The sequence below is a fragment of the Marinobacter profundi genome, from assembly GCF_002744715.1.
Lineage (GTDB): Bacteria > Pseudomonadota > Gammaproteobacteria > Pseudomonadales > Oleiphilaceae > Marinobacter > Marinobacter profundi.
The window spans coordinates 176593-196650 of sequence record NZ_KZ319373.1; the positions used below are offsets into that span (position 1 = coordinate 176593).

The window sequence follows — 20058 nt, forward strand, 5'->3', positions numbered from 1 at the left end:
AGGGCTCTGTCGATCAGCACGGCATCAGAAGAAGATCTTCATGCCCGCCATCACGCCTTCGTCCAGGTTGATGTCGCCGCGGTAGGGCGAATCCAGGTCGGTGTTCAGGTAGCGGTAGCCGGCGAACACTTCCGCGTTGCGGATGACCCGGTAGCTGCCGCGCAGCTCCAGGCTGCTCATGTCGTCGGAGTCGCCGAAGGACAGGATGCTGGGGGCGTAGTGCGCGCTGCCGGTGAAGGACAGGCCGGGCACATCCGGAACATTCAGGGTGGCGAAACCGCCGAGGCCGAGGGCGCCGCCGTCCACGTGGTCGTCGTCCCAACCCACGGCCCGCACGCCGATGCCGGCGGTAGTGGGCAGGTTACCGACCGCAGTGCGGCCCTGGGCGTGGAAGTCCAGGTTGGCAATGTGGCGGCTGCCTTCGTGGTAGGTGTAGCCGGTGCCCAGCGCCAGGTCCGAGTTGGGGCCGAAGAAATTCACCTGGCCTTTGACCGAATCGTTGGTCAGGCTCAGATCCACATCAGCGGCCATCACCGGCGCGGCGGCAAGAGACAGGGCGACGAGCGGAATACGATAAAATTTCATTTTTCTTTCCTTGTTTCGGATCTGTGTATATATGCGGCCCATGGTAGCGGTGGGCCGGTGGCCACTCAACTTAAAAAGGGGTAACCCCCCGGTAATCGCGTGCGCTGGGCGATTGCAGGCCTGCGTCGGGGCCGGGCGCCAGGCGGGTGTAGAGATGGTGCAGGGATAGTGCGAGGCGGGCGCCCGACGGGTGAACCATCAGTGGGACGTCAGGTCGCCGCCCTGGTCCAGGTCGCTCGGGTCGGCGTTTTCCGCCGGAACCCGGTACTCCTCATTGGCCCAGGCGCCAAGGTCAATCAGTTGGCAACGCTCGCTACAGAACGGCCGGTAGGGGTTGGCGGTGTCCCATTCGACAGATTTCTTACAGGTGGGGCAATCAACATTCATAACGGGGGAACTCGTGCTGGAGATGGATCAGGGCGCAGCCGGACGACCGGTCAGGAGGCCACACGACAGTATTGTTCCAGCACTGCCCGCAACATTTCAATATTGACAGGCTTGGCAACAAAGGAATTCATCCCGGCCCGACGGCAACGTTCCTCGTCCTCCTCCATGGCACTGGCGGTCAGCGCTACCACCGGCACCGGTCGGCGGCCTTCCTGGCGCTCCCACTCCCGCAGCCGGCGGGTAGCCTCAAAACCGTCGACCCGGGGCATGATACAGTCCATCAGAATCACATCAAACGGATGCCATTGCCACAAACTGCCGGCGGCTTCGCCATCGTTGGCGGTCATCACGTCGCAGCCCAGTTTCTCCAGCAGGCGGCGGGTGAGGGTGCGGTTGACCGGGTTGTCCTCCACCAGCAGCACGCTCATCCGGCCGCAGGGCAATTCCTGTTTGCGCTGGCTGTTCATCACCGTGGGCAGCGAGAAGCGGGTAAGAAAGTTGCGCTCGTTGCGGGTGGCGTCCAGGAACAGCTGGTGGAGGATCGGCGTCAGGCAGGATTCCCGCAGGGACTTGCTGAGGAAGGCATCCGCGCCGGCCTGGCGGAAGTGCTCGGCATCGCCCCGCTGGGGATTGGACGACAGGATCAGCAGGCGGGTGGTGGCCCAGCTCGGATTGCTGCGAATCTGCCGGCACAGCAGGTCGCTGTCCATGTCCGGCACAAAGCCGTCGAGGATTACCGCATCGAAATCCTGCTGGTTGTCCGCGGCCTGGCGCAGGGCCGTCAGGGCTTCGCCGGCGGAGCGCACCGCCTCGATATCCACCTCGTGGCGGGACAGCATCTCCAGGGTAATTTTGCGGGACAGCTCGTAGGAGTCCACCACCAGCACCCGCTTGCCACGGATCATCCGGGTATCGGGGCGGATGCGGGTAGCGTTGTCCGGTGCCACCGGGAGCGCCAGCTCCACCCAGAAGGTGGTGCCCTCGCCGGGACGGCTCTCCACGTCCAGGGTGCCGTTCATCAGGCTCACCAGCTGGCGGCAGATGGCCAGCCCGAGGCCGGCACCGGGCAGCTGGCGCTGGAAGCGCTGGCCCAGCTGCACATAAGGCTCATACACCAGCGGGATGTCTTCCTCGTTGATACCGACGCCGGTGTCCTCCACCGCCAGTCGCAGCCGCACATCGCCGTTGCGTCGCCCCAGCACCTCGATGCTGATCAGCACATGGCCGGAGTCGGTAAACTTGATGGCATTGGAGGTCAGGTTCAGCAGAATCTGCCGCAGCCGCACCGGATCGCCCCGCAGGGCGTAGGGCAGGTTCTCGTCGATGCGCAGCTCCAGGGCCAGGCCTTTCTCTCGCGCCCGGCTGCCCAGCATGTGCACCAGGTCGTTGAGGGTTTCCCGCAAATCGAAGGGAATCTCGTCGAGGATCAGTTTGCCGGCTTCCATGCTGGAGATGTCCAGCAGGTCGTTAATGATCGCCGACAGGCTCTCCGAGGCATTGAGCAGGGTCTGCACGTATTCCCGCTGATCCGGCTCCAGACGGGTATCCGACAGCAGGCTGGCATAGCCCAGCACCGACTGCAGCGGAATCCGCAACTCGTGGCTGACATTGGCAAGGAACTGGTTCTTGGCATGATTGGCCCGCACCGCCTCGTCCCGCTCGCCCTGGGATTGCAGGGTCGTCTGGCGCAGGGACCGGGTGTCTTCCAGCAGCTGCTTGCGCATGGTATTGAGCGCCTGCTCCAGCTCGCTGAGCTCGTCCGGAGTACGGGGTGGTTTGCGCTGCAACCTGAGCGGGTCGATCAGCGCATCCAGGTTCAGCCGGGCGGCGTAATCCGCCATGGTTTCCAGGTGGCGGGACAGGGTCAGCCTTACGATCACCAGCAGTCCCAGGGTGCCCAGCATCACAATGAAAGACTGGTAGAGCAGAGTGCGCAGGGCCTGCCCCATCATCTCGCTGTATACCTGCTCAACTGACGATACCAGGGTGAGGGTGCCCATGGTCTGGGGTTCGTTAACTGAAGAACGGTCAAACACCAGCGGGAAGGATTGGGTGATCACCCGACCCTCGGGCTGGGTACCGGAGGTGAACACGTCACCACTGTCCATATACGCCTGGGCAATCTCCACCTGGACGAACTGCAGGGAAGGCAATCCGAGCATGTCATCGAGGGTATTGGCTACCTCGCTGTAGTTCATCAGCCAGATGTTGTTGCTGATGCTGCCCGACACCAGGTTGGCGGCCTTCTGCTGCGACCACTCCAGCTCCTGGTTACGGCGCTCGTACTCGCCAATCAGCTGAAAGCCGGTGGCCGCCAGCGACAGCACCACGCTGAACAACAAGACGTACGCCAGCAGCCGTGCTGCCAGCGGGCGCACGCCCAGTCGCTTGAAGAGTCCGGTCAGAAGCAAAGCACCTGTTCCCTGGGGTCATTCCCTACAACGAGAGTCCATGAATGGTTCCGGGCAAACTGTCTAAATATTCGCCCGCTCAGTAGTTTAACAGACGGTAAGCACCTCGACACCCCTATCGTGAGCGCCATCAACCGCGGCCCGGTCAATCCCGGCGGAATCCCGGTTCACCGCCCCGTCCTCCTCCCTGTCCGTCAGTGTCACAAAGCGAAACCGCACATTGAAATCATACAGATGGGCGCCATAAATCCGCGCTTCGTCACGGCCGCGACGGAACGACGGGCGCGGGTCGTAACTCACCACATCCTCGATCAGCGCCCGGAACTCCGGATAGCGCTCCGTGGGCAAGCCGGCCAGCTGTTGTTCCGCCTCGACGCTGAAAAACACCGGCAGCCGTTCGGTGGGCGCCGAGTCCGCCCAGCCGATGCGGGCATCGGGAATCGAGTCGGCAAACGGCAGGTAAGGCTTGATATCGAGGATGGGGGTGCCGTCGATCAGGTCATGATCGCGGATCCGCAGCACCAGCCGGCCATCCACCCGCTGCAGGCCCTCGTTGCGCACCACCGACAGCCCCAGACTGTTGGGACGGAACGGCGAGCGGCTGGCAAACACCCCCACCTTCTTGTTGCCCCCCAGCCGCGGCGGCCGCACCACCGGGCGCCATTCTTCCCGTACCGCTTCGTGGAACTGGAAAGTGAGCCAGATGTGGCTGCAGGTCTCCAGCCCCCGAAAGGCCTCCTCCCGGTCAAACGGTGGCTCGATCACCAGGTCCGCCCAGGCATGTCGGGTCAGCCCCGGTTGCCGTGGCACGCCGAACTTGTCCCGGAAACAGGAGCGGGTAAAGGCAACCGGTGTCAGGGTCAGCGCTTCTGTCGCCGGCCGGGCCGGATTGGTCCGCGAAACGGGGCGGGATTTCGGGGCAGGGCGGGAGCCCGGGTTGTGGGGCATGGGGTTAACGGTCCAGGTTGCCGGAGAAGTACAGTTCAATACGGAGAATCAGCGAGGCCCGGTCCTTGAAGTGCTCCTCCCGGGGGAACTCCAGGGCCGGAATGATCTCGCCGAACAGCCAGTCGTCGTGCAGCCGATAGCGGTAGGTAACGTCCACAAACACGTTGGTTTCCCGCCAGCCGGGCTGGCTCTCGCCAAGGATGCCCAGCCGTGGGTTGATGTTGGAGCGGTTGTTCAGCTGCTTGTAGAAATTCATGGTCTGCGAGAACACGAACTCGCGGTCCTTGTGGACCCATTCCAGCTCCGCCGCCGCCAGGAACTTCCAGGCATTACCGATATCCCGCCCGGCACCGATCCAGCTGCGCTCGCCCCAGCCGTCCTGATGGAAGTAAAACAGCCGCTGCTCCGCCAGCAGGTGCCAGTCTTCATCCAGGTCCCAGCGCTTGCTGGCACTGGCCCGCCAGAAGGCATCCGCCGGGATGCGCAGCCGCACACCGATGTCGTTTTCCAGGTTGATGGCATCGCCCACCTCGGAGATGTAACGCAGGGCACCGGTGGCCTCGGTATCGGAGCGCTCGTCGTCGGTCAGCTGGCGGGTCCGGCGCCGTTCCTCCAGGGGAATCAGTTCGTCACTCTCACTCTCGATAACAAGCCGCAGCCGCTCCTCCACGGTTGGAATGTCCAGCTTGAAACGGGCTTCCGGCTCAAACTGCGCCACCTTACCGTACTCCGACTCGGTGGCAAAACCGATCCGCAGGTAGCTCTCGTTATTGGGCAGGGTGCGGCGGCTGCCAGACAAGGTGCGGTCGGCCCACTCGCCAAACGTCTGCACCTGGGCACCGTGGCGGCGCTCCAGCCCCAGTACCCAGTTGGAAAACGTCAGCCAGTAGGAGTCGAGGGGCTCGGCCCAGTATTCATCGGGAGAAAAGGTATAGAACGACAGGGGCAGACGATCCACTGACAGTTGCTCCTGCAGCGGCGGTTCCTGCAGATTCACCAGGGATTCCGCCCCCGCCGGACAGGCGGCAGTGGCGAACAGCACAAAAGGCAGGAATGAACGACAGCGGGCAGGAAGCAGGTGGCGCAAAATAGTCCTAATCAACGGAACCGGAACCGAACATCTCCAGAAAGCGACCATGCAATTCACCAACCCGGCGCTCCACATCCACCACCTTCTGATTATTATCGATCACATCGTCCGCTTTTTGCAGTCGATCGTCACGGGAAATCTGCGCCGCGATGATCCGCTCCACCTGATCCCGGGGGTTATCATCCCGGGCCATGGTGCGGCTGAGCTGAACCTCCACCGGCACATCCACCACCACAATCCGCGCCACCAGCTGGTGCTGATCGGTCTCCAGCAGCAGCGGCGACACCAGCAACACATAGGGCAGGGCATAGTCCGCCGGGTTGAGCTGGCGGATCAGCTCCTCGCGGATCACCGGGTGCAGCAGGCGCTCCAGCCAGGCCCGCTCTTCCGGCGCGCGGAACACAATCTCCCGCAGCCGGGCGCGGTCCAGCGAACCGTCCGCCTGCAGGATGTCGGCGCCGAAATGGTCCGCAATCCGGGCCAGCGCCGGTGTGCCCGGTTCAACCACCTCCCGGGCCACGTTATCCGCATCCACCCAGTGCACCCCCAGTGCACCGAACAGCTTCGCCACCGTAGATTTACCGGAACCAATGCCACCGGTGAGGCCAATCACAACCGCCATAATGCCCTGTCCTTTTACGCCCGGCCCGTCTAATTCCAGCACTTACTCAGGCACTTACATGCCCAGCCAGGCCATCCAGGCCGCCTGAATCTGCTCGCCAAACCACAGGCACAGCAAGCCCGCCGCCGCCAGATACGGCCCGAACGGAATCGGTACCTCCCGGCCATGCTTGCGGAACACAATCAGGCTGATACCCACCACGGCACCGACCACGGACGACAACAAAATCACCGCCGGCAGCAACTGCCAGCCCAGCCACGCCCCCAGTGCTGCCAGCAGCTTGAAGTCGCCATGGCCCATGCCTTCCTTGCCGGTCACCAGCTTGAACAACCAGTACACCGACCACAGGGACAGGTAACCGGCCACCGCACCCCAGAAGGCACTGGCAAAATCCGTCATCACGCCAAAGTAATTCAACACCAGCCCCAGCCACATCAGCGGCAGGGTGATGTTATCCGGCAACAGCTGGGTGTCAAAATCAATCATCGTCAGCGCAATCAGCGCCCACACCAGCACCAGCGCCCACAACCCGGCTTCCGTCGGGCCCAGCAGCCACACGGTGACCACCGAAAACAACGCCGTAATAGCCTCGATGATTGGATAGCGGGGCGAAATCCCGCTCTTGCAGGAACCACACTTGCCCCGCAGGAACAGGTAGCTCAGCACCGGAATGTTCTCCCAGGGCCGGATCTCATGGCCGCAAGAGGGGCAGGTGGAATTGGGGGAGGACAGGGTGATCTTTTCCTCCCGGGTGCGCTGGTCCTCGGGAACCTCAAGAAACTCCTCGCACTGGCCACGCCAGTCCTGGTGCATCATCTTCGGGAGGCGGAGGATGACTACGTTTAGGAAGGAGCCGATGCAGAGGGTGAAAAGCACAACCCCTGGATACAGAAACCAGGGGTTGTTCACAAGTAATTGAAGGTCAGACATAGAACCGATTAAACCACCTGACCCATTTGGAAGATTGGCAGGTACATGCCAACGATAAGTCCGCCTACCAGCACACCAAGAACCGCCATAATCATCGGCTCCATCAAGGCGGTGAGGTTATCGACCATGTCATCAACGACACCTTCGTAGTGATCGGCCACCTTTTCGAGCATGTCATCGAGGTTGCCCGATTCTTCACCAATCGCAGTGAGTTGCACTGCCATGACGGGGAAAACATCCACTGAGCGCATAGCCTGTTGGAGTTGAGTGCCGCTGGAGACCTCGTCACGAATCTGAAAGACTGCATCACGGTAGATGGCATTACCGGTGGCGCCCGCTACTGACTCCAGGGCGTCTACCAGAGGTACACCTGCAGCGAATGTTGTAGAGAGAACACGGCCGAACTTTGCAACTGCTGATTTATCCAAGATTTCTCCGATGATGGGTAACTTAAGCACATATTTGTCAACCAAATCTGAGAATTTTCTCGACCGTTGTATGGCTTCCTTGAATAAAAATATCGAACCTGCTATTCCCAAAAGAACGATAAACCACCATTTCTGCATCCATTCCGAAATATTTATTATGAACTGCGTGAAGACTGGTAGGTCCGCGCCAAAGCCTTGGAACAGGCTTTCGAATTGAGGGACAACCTTTACCAACAAAATCGCTGTGACGACAATGGCCACCACAATAACGGCAATAGGATAGGTCATCGCTTTCTTGACCTTCTTTTTGAGGGTTTCAGTTTTCTCAAGATAGGTAGCAATTCGATCTAGCATTTGCTCGAGCGCGCCAGCCTTTTCCCCGGAATCAACCAAATTGCAGTATAGGTCGTCAAAGTGCTTGGGATGCCGGCGGAGCGCATTGGCGAAACTGGTGCCAGCAGCGACATCATTGCGAACGGTTGTTAGAAGCTCCTTAAGCCCTTGGTTTTCCAAACCGTCGGTGACAATGTCGAAACTCTGAACCAGTGGCACGCCCGCTTTCATCATGGTCGCCATTTGGCGAGTAAGCATAGCAATATCGAAAGGAGTGATCTTTTTGCTGCCACCGAACAGCGGTTTGGGTTTCTTCTTTACTTTCTCAGCAAGAATCCCCTGTTTGCGAAGCTGCGCCTTGACCAACGCCAGGCTTGTCCCCGAAATTTCACCTTTCGTCTTATTGCCGCGTCGGTCTTTGCCCTCCCAGACGAACGCTTCAAGTTTTTGTGTTTTTTCTGCCATGTTTAATCCTTCGTCACCCGGTTGGCTTCTTCAAGACTGGTTACGCCCTGCATTACTTTCAGAAGGGCGGAGTGCCTGAGATTGCGAAAGCCTTCGGCCTCTGCGCGTTTTGCAATTTTAATGGAGCTGGCTTCTTCCATAATCATGTTTGCCAACTCGTCAGTTATCTTGACCACCTCGTAGATCCCGACGCGGCCCTTGTATCCTCCATTGCATTTATCACAGCCCTTGGGGCGGAACAACGTGAACCCTGTATCAATTTGTTCCTGTGTGAACCCTTCCGCCAAAAGTGCTTCTCTGGGGATTTCTGCCGGTTGTTTACAGGAGTTGCAAAGACGACGGCCCAAACGCTGTGCGATGATCAGGCTCACAGAGGTGGCGATGTTGAACGCTGGAACCCCCATGTTCATCATCCGCGTCAAAGTTTCCGCTGCACTGTTGGTGTGTAGTGTTGAGAGTACGAGGTGCCCGGTCTGCGCCGCCTTGATGGCGATATTGGCGGTCTCCAGGTCCCGAATCTCACCAACCATGATAATGTCAGGGTCTTGCCGCAAGAACGCCCGGAGCGCCTCGGCAAAGCCAAGTCCTACCTTGGTGTTGACGTTAACCTGGTTAATGCCTTCAAGGTTTATCTCGGCTGGGTCTTCTGCCGTGGAGATGTTTCGCTCAGGCGTATTAAGAATGTTGAGACCGGTATAGAGTGATACCGTTTTGCCGGAGCCCGTGGGCCCGGTAACCAGGATCATCCCCTGTGGTTGCTCAAGGGCATCCAGATAAAGCTGTTTCTGGTCTTCTTCATATCCCAGTACATCGATCCCGAGCTTGGCCTGGCTAGGGTCAAGAATCCGCAATACGATCTTTTCGCCCCAAAGAGTGGGCAGCGTGTTAACCCGGAAATCAATAGCCTTGGTCTTGGACAGCTTCATCTTGATGCGGCCGTCCTGCGGTACCCGGCGCTCTGATATGTCCAGTTGCGACATTATCTTCACGCGAGCAGCTATCTTAGGCGCAAGTTTGATCGAAGGTCTTGAAATCTCTTTGAGAATGCCGTCGGTCCGATATCGGACCCGATAGGTTTTCTCGTAGGGCTCGAAATGAATGTCCGAGGCGCCCCCCCTGATAGCATCTAAAAGCATCTTGTTTACGTATTTGACGATCGGCGCATCGTCAATGTCGCTGGCTGAAATCGCGGTCTCGTCCTCGCCCTCACCACCCTCGGTTTCTACGCCTTCAAGATCTGCATCATTCAGGTCTCCCATGGTGGTGTCTTGGGACTCGAGATACTTCTCTATGGCCTCCCTGAGTTTGGCGTCATCGACCAGCACTGCATCCGTACTCAGGCCGGTATTAAACTTTATCTCATCAAGAGCCTGGATGTTGGTTGGGTCCGAAAGGGCAATGTAGAGCCGGTTTCCTCTCTTATATAGCGGAAGCGCATTGTGCTTCCGGATGAGCTTTTCATCGACAAGTTTCTCCGGGAGCATCTCCGGGAGAAATGCTCCCAGATCCAGAACCGAAACACCAAATTCCATCGCAGCGGCATAGGCCAACCCCTTGCTCGCCGCAAGGTTGTTCTGAACCAGGTATGTGATCAGGGGTATTTTGTTGTTAGCTGCCTGAATGAACGCGTCCTTGGCGGTTGTCTCGTCGAGTAGGCCATCGTCTACAAACCGCCTCGCGAGGCCGGTAAGAGTTACATTGCTTTTATTTGTTGCCATAGGAAGTTAAGAGCGTCTGCTATGTGGCTGAAACACGGTTTCAAATGGAATAGTGTGAGTTTAGATGGCTAGACTGCCTTTTGAAAGCCCGTAAGCACGAGGTATGACGGATATCAAAAACTGCTGTACCGCATAATCAATGTGACAAAAGTTGTCATGTCGTGTCAGAAAAAGGCAGTCGGAATAGTCCGCTTTTTGTCTTGATCTCCTGTTCCGGATTCCCTAATCGTCTGTCATTTAACGAGATTTTATATTTGGGTGTCGTTCTGGCACGATGCGTGCTTGGGAATGGCTAAGCCGCTCTGATGAGGGGCGACACTAAAGAAACTTGGAGAAAAATATGAAAAAAGTTCAACAAGGCTTTACTTTGATCGAATTGATGATCGTTGTGGCGATCATTGGTATTCTTGCCGCAGTAGCGATTCCGGCCTATCAGGACTATACAACTCGGGCTCGAATGGCTGAACCGGTATCATTGATGTCAGCAGCTAAGGTCGATATTTACGAGCGGTTGGTTTCAGATGGCAGCTGGCCGGCTGATGCCGACGGTGAAGTGATTGTTGACAAGGTTCAAAACAGTTCAGATCTGGTGGCGACTGCCGACTACACTGCTGGCGCAACGTCTTCCGACGCTACTTTGGTAGAGCTCACCTTGGGTAACACTGGTGATGCAACAAATCTGGATGGTAAAAAGCTGAAGTTCACCCTGACACCATCGTCAAATGGTTTGGCTGTAGTTTGCTGGACAGATATTGCGTCCTCTTTCTACAACCGAATTCCGAATGAATGTCGTCGTGCTACCTCAACCTAATATAGTTGAGTGAGAAAATCCGACCTTGCCAATGGTGAGGTCGGATTTTTTTAGGAGTTGGAATGGTCATCCGATCACTTTCTCAGGCGGTTATATTCTTCTTTTCCTGTATTTTTCTTCTTGTTGTTGTTTTGTCCACTTTTCTATCTGGGATGTTTCCTCTAGTAAGTTTTGGTTCTTTTGATGGTGGGCGTTGGCTTCTGGTGCTTTTTCTTTCAGTATCTACCGTGCTTTCTCTTGTTCGGTTGGAGTTCAAACGTCCAAGTAGGAGTGGGTTGCTTTTTTTGGTTGGGGTAATAATATTTTCGTGTTCCGCTCTATTGTCTGATTACCTTAGTCAGAGTTTGTCAAAATATTGGTTTTCTAATTTTATATTGTTTTTCTTTTCGCTATTATTTGTTCCCTTCTTTTTCTCTAGTTTTCCGTTTGAAGAACGAGAGAAAGTTTTATATTGTGCTTTTTATGCGATATTGTCAGGAACTCTAATATTTTCGGCACTTTATCTGTTTGTTTTTTCGTTATCAATAGGTAATGACGTAAATTATAACAATATATTAATCAATTCCGGGTTTGTTAATATTAATTTTTTTGGCCAGGTTGCGACGTGGGTAATTCCTTTGTTGTCAGCGGGGATGTTGGATGAACGCATCTCTAAGTCAACGTTGGCAAAGGTGTTAGTGTTTTTTAGTCTTTCATTGTTCTGGTTTGTAATAGTCTCAGTGTCAGTAAAGGGAACATTAATCTCTGTTGTTTTGGCATTTATTTTTATGGCTATATATGACTGGCATTGGATTAGAGGTTGTGCGAGGTGGGCTGCTCTCTCATTGATTGTCGCAGTTTTTGTTTGGTGCATTGTTGCCGGGCTAAGCGGCCATCTCGGTGGTAGTGCTTCAAGAGGGTTAGTGAAAATCGATGACTTGGGCAGGGTAATGCTCTGGCAAGAAGCTTTAGTAATGAGTTTTCAGAGATTTCCGTTTGGTATGGGAGGGGAATCCTGGGTGTTGCATGACGTGATTTCACAGAATTTTTATGAACCACTGCGTCATGGTCACCCTCACAATATGTATCTATTGTTTGCGGCTGAGTATGGATGGATGGCGGTTGTCGGCCTGTGTCTTGTCTTTTTTGGTATTTTCAAAAGGGTGTCAGATTTCAAGTTGAGGATGCATGATACTGAATTGAAATCGAATACTTTTGCTGCAGGCTTATGTTTGTCGGTTTTGGGTGGGCTAATTCATTCTGGAGTATCGGGTGTCTTGCTCATGCCAAAGTCCATGGCTTTAGGCTTGATCTGTATTTCAATGTTATGGGCGGTTTTAGGATATGCCAAGGCTGAGAGTGTCAGTTCTGATAGAGTTAATGGTGGCGGTCAAGTCCTGATGCGCTCAATTGTTGTCGCTTTATGTTTTCTTGTTTCGGTTTTTTGGATAAAAGATGTGGCGTCGTATTATAAGTCAATGAGTGTTGATAAATATTTAACATTGGATTCGAATGTTCGGTATTATCCGAGGTTTTGGCAGCACGGGTTGTCCTCCGGCAAGGTGAGTTCCTATCAGGATTAATAATAGTCACGTACCAGTTGAGGCTGAAGACACCCCCAAGGCTGGCTACTACCTTCTACCTCACATCGTCTCTGTCCCCCAAGCGTAAAATCCACGTAAACATTGAGCCCAGTCAGCCCAACCCTCGCCACTTTCGCTACACTAACCGCCAGCTCCCAGTCAGGCACCTCAAAGGCACGTGGACTACGGGGGACAGACCCAGTGTCGGTCCCCGGTCTTTATCTCCACCGCCAGCCTGCGACACCTCCCGGCATCGGTTGATACATGAAAAACATCAAATACACCTACCTGATTTTCCTGGTATTCCTGACAGCCCTCTGGCTCGCCGCCGACACCCTGGTGCCAGATCCCTTCACCTACTTCGCCTTCCGCTCTGTATTCATCCAGTACAGTGGCGTTATTGCCATGGGCGTGATGAGTCTGGCCATGTTTCTGGCGATGCGTCCGAAGTGGCTGGAGCCGCACTTGAAGGGGCTGGACAAGATGTACCGGCTGCACAAGTGGTTGGGGATTACGGCGCTGGTGGTGGCGGTGTTGCATTGGTGGTGGGCGCAGGGTACCAAGTGGATGGTTGGCTGGGGTTGGCTTGAGAAGCCGGTGCGGGGCAGTGGTGGTGGGAGCGAGCTCGGGCTGATCGAGGGCGCGCTGCGCAGTCAGCGGGGGCTTGCGGAGTCGGTCGGGGAGTGGGCGTTCTATGGTGCGGCGCTGTTGATTGTGCTGGCGTTGGTCAAGCGCTTCCCCTATCACCTGTTCGCCAAAACCCACAAGCTGCTGGCGCCGGTGTATCTGTTGCTGGTGTTCCACACGGTAATTCTGACCGAATTTGAGTACTGGACACAGCCCGTTGGCTGGGTGCTGGCACTGATGCTGACGGTCGGCACGGTGGCGGCGGTGTATTCCATCGCCGGTCGTATCGGCTCAAGCCGGCGGGTGTCGGGTGTTGTGGACTCGCTGACCTATTACCCGGCGTTAAGGGTGCTCGAAACCGCGGTGTCGCTGCCGAAGGGATGGCCGGGCCATGCTGCAGGGCAGTTTGCTTTTGTCACCTCGGATAAAAAGGAGGGAGCACATCCCTACACCATCGCGTCGGCCTGGAATCCGGATGATCGCCACATTGTGTTCATTACCAAGGCACTGGGAGATCACACGGCGCGGCTGCGGGACCGGTTAAAGATTGGCCTGCCGGTGGAAGTGGAAGGTCCCTACGGTTGTTTTGACTTCCGGGATTCTCCGTCCCGGCAGATCTGGGTGAGGGCCGGTATCGGTATTACACCGTTTATTGCCCGCTTCAAGGAGCTCGCAGCCACGCCCGGGATGAAGGAGATCGACCTGTTTCATCCCACCGCGGATTTCGAGCCGGCGGCAATTGAGAAGCTCAAGGCGGACGCCGCGGCCGCCGGGGTGCGTCTGCACCTGCTGGTGAGCGGGCAGGGCGGCCGGCTTGATGGCAACGCCATTCGCGCCGCTGTTCCGGACTGGCAGTCCGCCAGCATCTGGTTCTGCGGTCCGCCCGGATTCGGGCAGTCCTTGCGGGAGGATTTTGTGGCTAACGGGTTCTCACCCCGGCACTTCCATCAGGAGTTGTTTCAGATGCGGTAGGGGGGTTATTGGGGACTGACCTTGGGTCTGTCCCCAATAACCCCGCCAGATGCCTGAAGGGACAGACCGAAGGTCAGTCCCTAACTCATGTTGCGCGGGGACAGCCCCGAGGTCAGTCCCCGGGCCAGTGTTACCCCCTCAAATCTCCACTTCCTCAAACAGCTCCGGCACCTCCACATCCCAGCCGAACTGCTCGCACACCCGCTTGCGCATGATGTCGCTGGCGAGTTGTTCGCCGTGGGTGATGTAGACCTTTTCCGGCGCCAGCTTGCCTTGCCCCAACCATTCCAGAATCTCCGCGTAGTCGCCGTGGGCGGAGAGGGAGTCGATGTTGTGGATCTCGGCTTTTACCGGCCAGTATTCGCCGTGGATCTTCACGTCATCGGCGCCGTTGACCAGGGCGTCGCCGCGGGTGCCGGGGGCCTGGAAGCCGGCGAACACCACGCTGTTGCGGGGATTGGGCAGCAGGGTCTTGAGGTGGTGCAGCACCCGGCCGCCACTGGCCATGCCGCTGGCGGAGATGATGATGCAGGGGAAGCGCACGTTGTTAAGCTCGATGGACTCGTCCACCGTGCGGACAAACTCGGTTTTATCGTCCATCAGCTCGCACTGGGCGGCGCTGAGCTTATGCTCTTTGTGGTGCTTGCAGAAGATTTCGGTGGCCTTGATGGCCATGGGGCTGTTCAGGTACACCGGCAGTTTGGGGATCTTGTGCTCGCCCATCAGCTTGTGCACCAGGTACAGCAGCATCTGCGCACGACCTACCGCGAATGCCGGCATCAGCACAATACCACCGCGGGCGGCGGTCTTGGTGATGATCTCGGTCAGGTCGCTCTCCGGGTCCACTTCACCGTGCAGGCGGTCGCCGTAGGTGGATTCGCAGATCAGCACGTCCGCCTTGTTGATCGGCTCGGGCGGGCGCATCAGGATATCGTTCTGGCGTCCCAGATCGCCACTGAACACCACGGTGCGGTCGTCGCCCTTGTGATGCACATGCACGCACGAGGAACCCAGGATGTGGCCTGCCGGGGTGAACTGCACCTCAAAGCCCTTCACCGGCTCGAAGGTCTCGTGGTAGTGCAGGGACTCGAAGTGCTTGAGGGCCTCCCAAGCGTCCTTCTCGGTAAACAGCGGCTCCGGCTTTTCGTGCTTGGAGAACTTTTTGCGGAAGGCGTACTTGGCATCCTCTTCCTGCAGGAAGCCCGCATCCGGCAGCAGCACCTTGCACAGCTCATGGGTGGCCTTGGTGCAGTAGATCTTGCCATGGAAGCCGTTCTTCACCAGCGCCGGCAGGTAGCCGGAGTGGTCGATATGGGCGTGGGTGAGCACCACCGCATCAATGGTGGACGGATCCACCGGAAACGGCGCCCAGTTCCGCCGGCGCAGGGTTTTCACACCCTGGTACATGCCGCAGTCCACCAACAACCGGTGCCGGTCATCTGAGAGCAGATAACGGGAGCCGGTCACAGTGCCTACACCGCCGAGGAAGCGCAGTTTCATAGCAAGGTCCTTCTGAAAAATGGGTGATCAATGTTCTTGCGAGCCTGGGTCGGGATATCGGGGACTGACCTTCGGTCTGTCCCCAATCCTTTCCCAGTATGCACCGGAAAAACTGGCAATGTCATTGATCTGTGTAGGTGTTTGCAGGGGAGGGCATGAGGACTGGGGGTTGCTATGGGGACTGACCTCGGGTCTGTCCCCAATATCCAGTTCCGCAGATTCTCCCCGGGGGCAGATCCGAGGTCAGTCCCGTAGTGTCAATCCCGGGGGCAGATCCGAGGTCAGTCCCGTAGTGCCAATCCCGGGGACTGACCTTGGGTCTGTCCCCAGCCCAACTATCCCACTAAACTACCCCCCCCGGAACGGATTCCAACTCACAACCACGGCAAGGAGAAGCCAATGCCCCGTCAGCCGCGATTAATCATCCCGGGTTTGCCCCACCATATTGTCCAGCGTGGCCACAATCGCCAGCAGGTGTTCCAGGATGACCGGGATTTTCAGTATTACCTGTCCAATCTGGAAGAGTGGAAGCAGGCTCTCGGCCTTACGGTATACAGCTATTGCCTGATGACCAACCACGTCCACCTCGTGGTGGGCGTAACGGACGAGACTGCCACTATCCCGGAGTTTATGAAGCGACTGGCAGGACGGCAGACGAGATTTACGAACCAACGGCGCAAACGCAGCGGTTTAATATGGGAAGGCCGCTACAAAACCAGTCCCATCGACTCGGATGCCTATTTGCTGGGCTGCTGTCGCTATGTGGAGCTGAATCCCGTAAAGGCCGGACTGGTTGATGAGGCAGAGCGGTATCCCTGGTCCAGCTACCCGGCGCGTATCGGACGTGAAATATCCGACTGGCTCGACGAGCCGTCAGCATTTACAGCGCTCGCCGACACCCCGGCCCGCCGGATTGCTTGCTATCGAAGCTTCGTGTCCGATACCGCTGAGTCACCGGCAGATAGCGTGATTCGGGAAGCCATCGCCACCAACCGGGTGACGGGCTCCGCGGAGGTGGAGTAGAGATAGGCCTTCCGGGGACAGACCCAAGGTCAGTCCCCTGGTGCCAATCACGGGGCAGGCCCGAGGTCGGCCTCATGCGCCAATCACGGGGACAGACCTGAGGTCAGTCCCCTGGTACCAATCACGGGGCGGGCCCGAGGTCAGTCCCCTGGCTTCCGGTATGCAACTGGGGACTGGCCTTCGGTCTGTCCCCGCGAATTTATACCTGTCGAAGCATGTCACCAATACCGAATGGGTTGATCGAGAGCGTATCTGAATTGGTGGGTATAGTGTTGATAATCGCATAATGGTGGGTATAGTAACAACTATGGAGTTAAGGAAGATTCCATGAAGAGCTCCGAGGTGAAAAGGAAGCTGGAGAAAGACGGTTGGCAACTGGTTCGGGTTAACGGTAGTCATTATCATTTCAAACACCCGACAAAGCCCGGGCTTGTCACGCTACCGCACCCGAAGTCGGATATACCCAAAGGCACGCTCCGGAGTATCTGGAAGCAGGCCGGGTGGTCATGGGGATGAACCCATGGCCGGACAATTGAGGTGTCGGGAGATCCGCATGTGTCGGGGACGGACCTCAGCTCTGTCCCCAGACCGGAGCTAGGGGACAGACCGAAGGTCAGTCCCCAAGATTGGAGTAAAAGGCATGACCTTGGGTCCGCCCCTGACTGTACTCGGGGGATTGACCTTCGACCTGCCCCTGACTGGAGCCAGGGGACTGACCTCGGGTCTGTCCCCGAAAGGTCCGTCTCCTTTTTATGTAATTAATGAGGTAATACCTATGCGTTTCCCGGTTGCACTTCACACAGATGATGGCAAAAGCTACGGCGTGACTGTGCCCGACATCCCAGGCTGCTTTTCCGCTGGTGACAATGAGGATGAGGCGCTGGACAATGCCAAGGAGGCGATTCTCGGGCACTTGGAAGTGTTGGCTGAACTGGGCAATGATATTCCGTCCGCGAGGCCCATAGCTCAGCATCGCAGTAATGCGGATTATGAAGGAGCTGTCTGGGGTTTTGTTGAAGTTGACATCACACCATTTCTCGGCAAGGCGGAGAAAATCAACATTACCGTACCCAGTCTCGTGCTTCGCCAAATCGACCGATACGTTCAGGACCACCCGGAAGCTGCGAGATCCAGGTCTGCTTTTCTGACAGAGGCGGCGCTCGAACATATGCGCAAAGCCCACCAGGTCGAGTCTCCAGGTGGGTAGCGGGGCGAAGGTCTGTCACCAAGAAACCCCACGGGGTATCCTGATCCTTTCGGGGACAGACCAAAGGTCAGTCCCCTAACTCCGATCTGGGGACAGACCCGAGGTCAGTCCTCTAACTCCAATCCGGGGACAGACCCGAGGTCAGTCCGCTAACTCCAATCCGGGGACAGACCAAAGGTCAGTCCCCTAGCTCTAGTCCGGGGACTGACCTTCGGTCTGTCCCCAATTCCACCTTAACTATGAACGGATAACACCATGCACTACAGCTCCCTCCTCCCCGATGTCCTGAAAATTGCTGATGCGGCCAGCGAGAAGGTGCTGCATGTGTACCAGTCGGATTTCAAGGTGCGCCTCAAGGCCGACCAGTCGCCGATTACCGCGGCGGACGAGGCCAGTCATGAGATCATCCTGAACGGGCTGAAAAGTATCAGCCAGGACATCCCGGTACTGTCGGAGGAGGGCGCCGATATCGCCTGGGGTGAGCGCAAGGGCTGGCAGCGCTTCTGGCTGGTGGATCCGGTGGATGGCACCAAGGACTTCACCCAGCGCACCGGGGAGTTCACCGTCAATATCGCCCTGATCGAGTTCGGCGAGCCGGTGCTGGGGGTGGTCACCGCGCCGGCTCTGAAGGAAGCCTACTGGGGTGCCAAAGGTGAGGGGGCCTTCAAGCGCGACCGCACTGGCAAAATCCATCGCATCCGCGTTGCCACACCGAAGGAAGAAGTCCGCGTGCTGGCCAGCAAGAACCACCTCAACCCGGAAACCCGCGCCTTCATCGACGCCCTCGGACCCCATGAGATGATCCAGGCCGGCAGTTCCCTCAAATTCTGCCGCATCGCCGAAGGCCACGCCGACATCTACCCACGCCTCGGCCCCACCAGCGAATGGGACACCGCCGCCGGCCACGCCATCCTCCTCGCCGCGGGCGGCACCGTGAACAAACTCAACGGCGAACCACTGACCTACGGCAAGGAAGACCTGCTTAACCCGCACTTTGTGGCCTCCGGGCGGTAACTTGCAGGCCGTGCGAGAGAGGGCAGATCCGAGTAATATGCGGCATAAAGGGGACAGGCCTGCTGTCTGCCCCGCTGCCCCAAAGAACCAACCGAACGGACTCGAACATGACCTGGTACGCCCTCCAACACAAACCCGCCCAAGGTGACCGTGCGGTCGAGCACCTGCAGAACCAGGACATCGCCTGTTTCTACCCCAAGATCACGGTAGAAAAAATCAAAGCCGGCAAGCGCAGCAAAAAACTCGAGCCGCTGTTCCCCGGCTACCTGTTCGTCAACCTTGAACAAACCGACCCCATGTGGGCCAAGCTCCGCTCCACCCGGGGCGTGCTGCGGGTTGTCAGCTTCGCCAACAAACCAGCGCCAATCAGCGACGACGTCATCCTGCACATCAAAGACAGCCTCCACACCGTCGCCGAGCACGGCGGCATCAAGCCCGGCCAGGCAGTGGAATTGGACGATGGCCCCTTCAAAGGCATCAACGCCATCTTCCAGGCCTACGACGGCGAAGAGCGGGCCATCGTACTGATCAGCTTTATGCAGAAGCAGCAGCTGGTGAAAGTGCCGGTTGGAGCGATCCGGCGGCAGGGCTGACTGCGGAAAAGGGGACTGACCTCGGGTCTGTCCCCAACCGCATTCAATCCCTCACCGGGGACAGACCCGAGGTCAGTCCCCTATGCATTGCCTCCCTCAGGGGACAGACACAAGGTCAGTCCCCTTGCTCATCCCCGGTATTGTGTCCCCTTCACCCGGCAAACCTCTCCCGCCGCTAGAAAAACCGGCATGCGGCCATTTTCAACCCTTTCTCCGATGTTGTCGCGGGTGTATGCTTTTTGGTATCAATAGTATGAACTTTGGTGCAGGAGGTCTCATGGCTACGGTTCGCAAGACAATTACCCTGACAGACACTCAGAGCAACTGGGTTAAGTCCCGCATCGCCCGAGGCGATTTTACGAACGATAGCGAGTATTTTCGCGATTTGATTCGCAGAGACCAGGAGCGTAATGCCGGGCTGGAAGAATTGCGTGCTGCCCTTCTGGAGGGTGAGCAGAGCGGACTAAGCAACCGTACCCCTAAACAGATTCGCGAAGAAGCCATGGAGAGGCTACAAAAGAATGGCAAGTTACAGGCTAAGTGAGCGGGCCGATGAAGATTTCGAATCCATTTATGTGTACGGACTGCTGAATTTCGGCGTGGTTCAGGCGGATGCATACGCCGATGGCCTTGAAGCGCGGTTTGAACAAATAGCTAATCAGCCGCAGCTGTACCTCGCTGTAGATCATGTCCGGGCTGGTTATCGGCTTAGCGTGTACAAAAGCCATTCTATCTATTTTCGAGTTGATGAGAGTGGTGTGATTATCGTCCGTATTCTTCGTAATCAGGATGTGGGGGCGGCGCTCGAATAACCGGGTTGGCGGATGAAGTA

Annotated in this window: 20 protein-coding genes; 10 read left to right on the forward strand and 10 right to left on the reverse strand. The window is 57.2% G+C overall.

Annotated elements, in window-relative coordinates; translation table 11 throughout:
• Positions 1 to 24: 24 nt before the first annotated feature.
• The 9 genes from CLH61_RS13985 to pilB form a co-directional block, all read right to left on the reverse strand.
• Positions 25 to 585, reverse strand: a complete 561-nt coding sequence (locus CLH61_RS13985) for a YfaZ family outer membrane protein (protein WP_099615371.1) — start codon at positions 583 to 585, stop codon at positions 25 to 27.
• A 198-nt stretch (positions 586 to 783) separates the two neighbouring features.
• Positions 784 to 972, reverse strand: coding sequence for a DNA gyrase inhibitor YacG (gene yacG, locus CLH61_RS13990; protein ID WP_099615372.1), 189 nt, complete (start codon positions 970 to 972; stop codon positions 784 to 786).
• A 50-nt stretch (positions 973 to 1022) separates the two neighbouring features.
• Positions 1023 to 3377 (reverse strand): response regulator, encoded by a 2355-nt coding sequence (locus tag CLH61_RS13995; protein ID WP_228152651.1) that lies wholly within the window; start codon positions 3375 to 3377, stop codon positions 1023 to 1025.
• A 93-nt stretch (positions 3378 to 3470) separates the two neighbouring features.
• Positions 3471 to 4331 (reverse strand): tRNA (N6-threonylcarbamoyladenosine(37)-N6)-methyltransferase TrmO, encoded by an 861-nt coding sequence (gene tsaA / locus CLH61_RS14000; protein ID WP_099615373.1) that lies wholly within the window; start codon positions 4329 to 4331, stop codon positions 3471 to 3473.
• Positions 4332 to 4335: 4 nt separating this feature from the next.
• The gene (locus tag CLH61_RS14005; protein WP_228152646.1) at positions 4336 to 5328 is read right to left on the reverse strand and encodes a hypothetical protein; all 993 of its coding nucleotides are present in this window, start codon (positions 5326 to 5328) and stop codon (positions 4336 to 4338) included.
• Between the two features lie 97 nt (positions 5329 to 5425).
• A complete protein-coding gene (gene coaE / locus CLH61_RS14010) occupies positions 5426 to 6043 on the reverse strand; it encodes a dephospho-CoA kinase (protein ID WP_099615374.1) in 618 nt (205 codons plus the stop codon).
• A gap of 54 nt (positions 6044 to 6097) precedes the next feature.
• Complete coding sequence (locus CLH61_RS14015; protein WP_099615375.1) at positions 6098 to 6973, reverse strand: prepilin peptidase; 876 nt, start codon at positions 6971 to 6973, stop codon at positions 6098 to 6100.
• 8 nt (positions 6974 to 6981) lie between these two features.
• Positions 6982 to 8199, reverse strand: a complete 1218-nt coding sequence (locus CLH61_RS14020) for a type II secretion system F family protein (RefSeq protein ID WP_099615376.1) — start codon at positions 8197 to 8199, stop codon at positions 6982 to 6984.
• A gap of 2 nt (positions 8200 to 8201) precedes the next feature.
• Positions 8202 to 9917: a type IV-A pilus assembly ATPase PilB gene (gene pilB / locus CLH61_RS14025; protein WP_099615377.1), complete on the reverse strand. Its 1716-nt coding sequence runs from the start codon at positions 9915 to 9917 to the stop codon at positions 8202 to 8204.
• Positions 9918 to 10257: 340 nt separating this feature from the next.
• Here pilB and CLH61_RS14030 point away from each other — a divergent pair, with 340 nt between their 5' ends.
• The 3 genes from CLH61_RS14030 (at position 10258) to CLH61_RS14040 (ending at position 13889) form a co-directional block, all read left to right on the forward strand.
• Positions 10258 to 10728: a pilin gene (locus CLH61_RS14030; protein ID WP_099615378.1), complete on the forward strand. Its 471-nt coding sequence runs from the start codon at positions 10258 to 10260 to the stop codon at positions 10726 to 10728.
• 62 nt (positions 10729 to 10790) lie between these two features.
• On the forward strand, positions 10791 to 12290 hold the full coding sequence (locus CLH61_RS14035) for an O-antigen ligase family protein (protein ID WP_099615379.1): 1500 nt from the start codon (positions 10791 to 10793) through the stop codon (positions 12288 to 12290).
• A gap of 264 nt (positions 12291 to 12554) precedes the next feature.
• Positions 12555 to 13889, forward strand: coding sequence for a ferredoxin reductase family protein (locus CLH61_RS14040; protein ID WP_099615380.1), 1335 nt, complete (start codon positions 12555 to 12557; stop codon positions 13887 to 13889).
• Between the two features lie 138 nt (positions 13890 to 14027).
• Here CLH61_RS14040 and CLH61_RS14045 read toward each other — a convergent pair whose 3' ends face one another.
• Complete coding sequence (locus CLH61_RS14045) at positions 14028 to 15389, reverse strand: MBL fold metallo-hydrolase (protein WP_099615381.1); 1362 nt, start codon at positions 15387 to 15389, stop codon at positions 14028 to 14030.
• A 399-nt stretch (positions 15390 to 15788) separates the two neighbouring features.
• On the opposite strand from CLH61_RS14045, the gene CLH61_RS14050 reads away from it, so the two are divergent.
• From CLH61_RS14050 to CLH61_RS14080, 7 genes are all read left to right on the forward strand, one after another.
• Positions 15789 to 16412 carry a transposase gene (locus tag CLH61_RS14050; protein WP_099615382.1) on the forward strand — a complete coding sequence of 208 codons (624 nt, stop codon included), beginning with the start codon at positions 15789 to 15791 and terminating at the stop codon, positions 16410 to 16412.
• A 327-nt stretch (positions 16413 to 16739) separates the two neighbouring features.
• Entirely contained in the window at positions 16740 to 16928 is a 189-nt protein-coding gene (locus CLH61_RS14055; protein ID WP_099615383.1) for a type II toxin-antitoxin system HicA family toxin, read from the forward strand.
• A 259-nt stretch (positions 16929 to 17187) separates the two neighbouring features.
• The gene (locus CLH61_RS14060) at positions 17188 to 17619 is read left to right on the forward strand and encodes a type II toxin-antitoxin system HicB family antitoxin (protein WP_099615384.1); all 432 of its coding nucleotides are present in this window, start codon (positions 17188 to 17190) and stop codon (positions 17617 to 17619) included.
• Between the two features lie 255 nt (positions 17620 to 17874).
• Positions 17875 to 18633 carry a 3'(2'),5'-bisphosphate nucleotidase CysQ gene (gene cysQ, locus CLH61_RS14065; RefSeq protein ID WP_099615385.1) on the forward strand — a complete coding sequence of 253 codons (759 nt, stop codon included), beginning with the start codon at positions 17875 to 17877 and terminating at the stop codon, positions 18631 to 18633.
• 107 nt (positions 18634 to 18740) lie between these two features.
• Positions 18741 to 19226 carry a transcription/translation regulatory transformer protein RfaH gene (gene rfaH / locus CLH61_RS14070; protein WP_099615386.1) on the forward strand — a complete coding sequence of 162 codons (486 nt, stop codon included), beginning with the start codon at positions 18741 to 18743 and terminating at the stop codon, positions 19224 to 19226.
• Between the two features lie 277 nt (positions 19227 to 19503).
• Positions 19504 to 19770: a type II toxin-antitoxin system ParD family antitoxin gene (locus CLH61_RS14075; protein WP_099615387.1), complete on the forward strand. Its 267-nt coding sequence runs from the start codon at positions 19504 to 19506 to the stop codon at positions 19768 to 19770.
• Positions 19748 to 20038, forward strand: coding sequence for a type II toxin-antitoxin system RelE/ParE family toxin (locus CLH61_RS14080; RefSeq protein ID WP_099615388.1), 291 nt, complete (start codon positions 19748 to 19750; stop codon positions 20036 to 20038). The genes CLH61_RS14075 and CLH61_RS14080 overlap by 23 nt, the downstream gene beginning before the upstream one ends.
• Positions 20039 to 20058 lie beyond the last annotated feature (20 nt).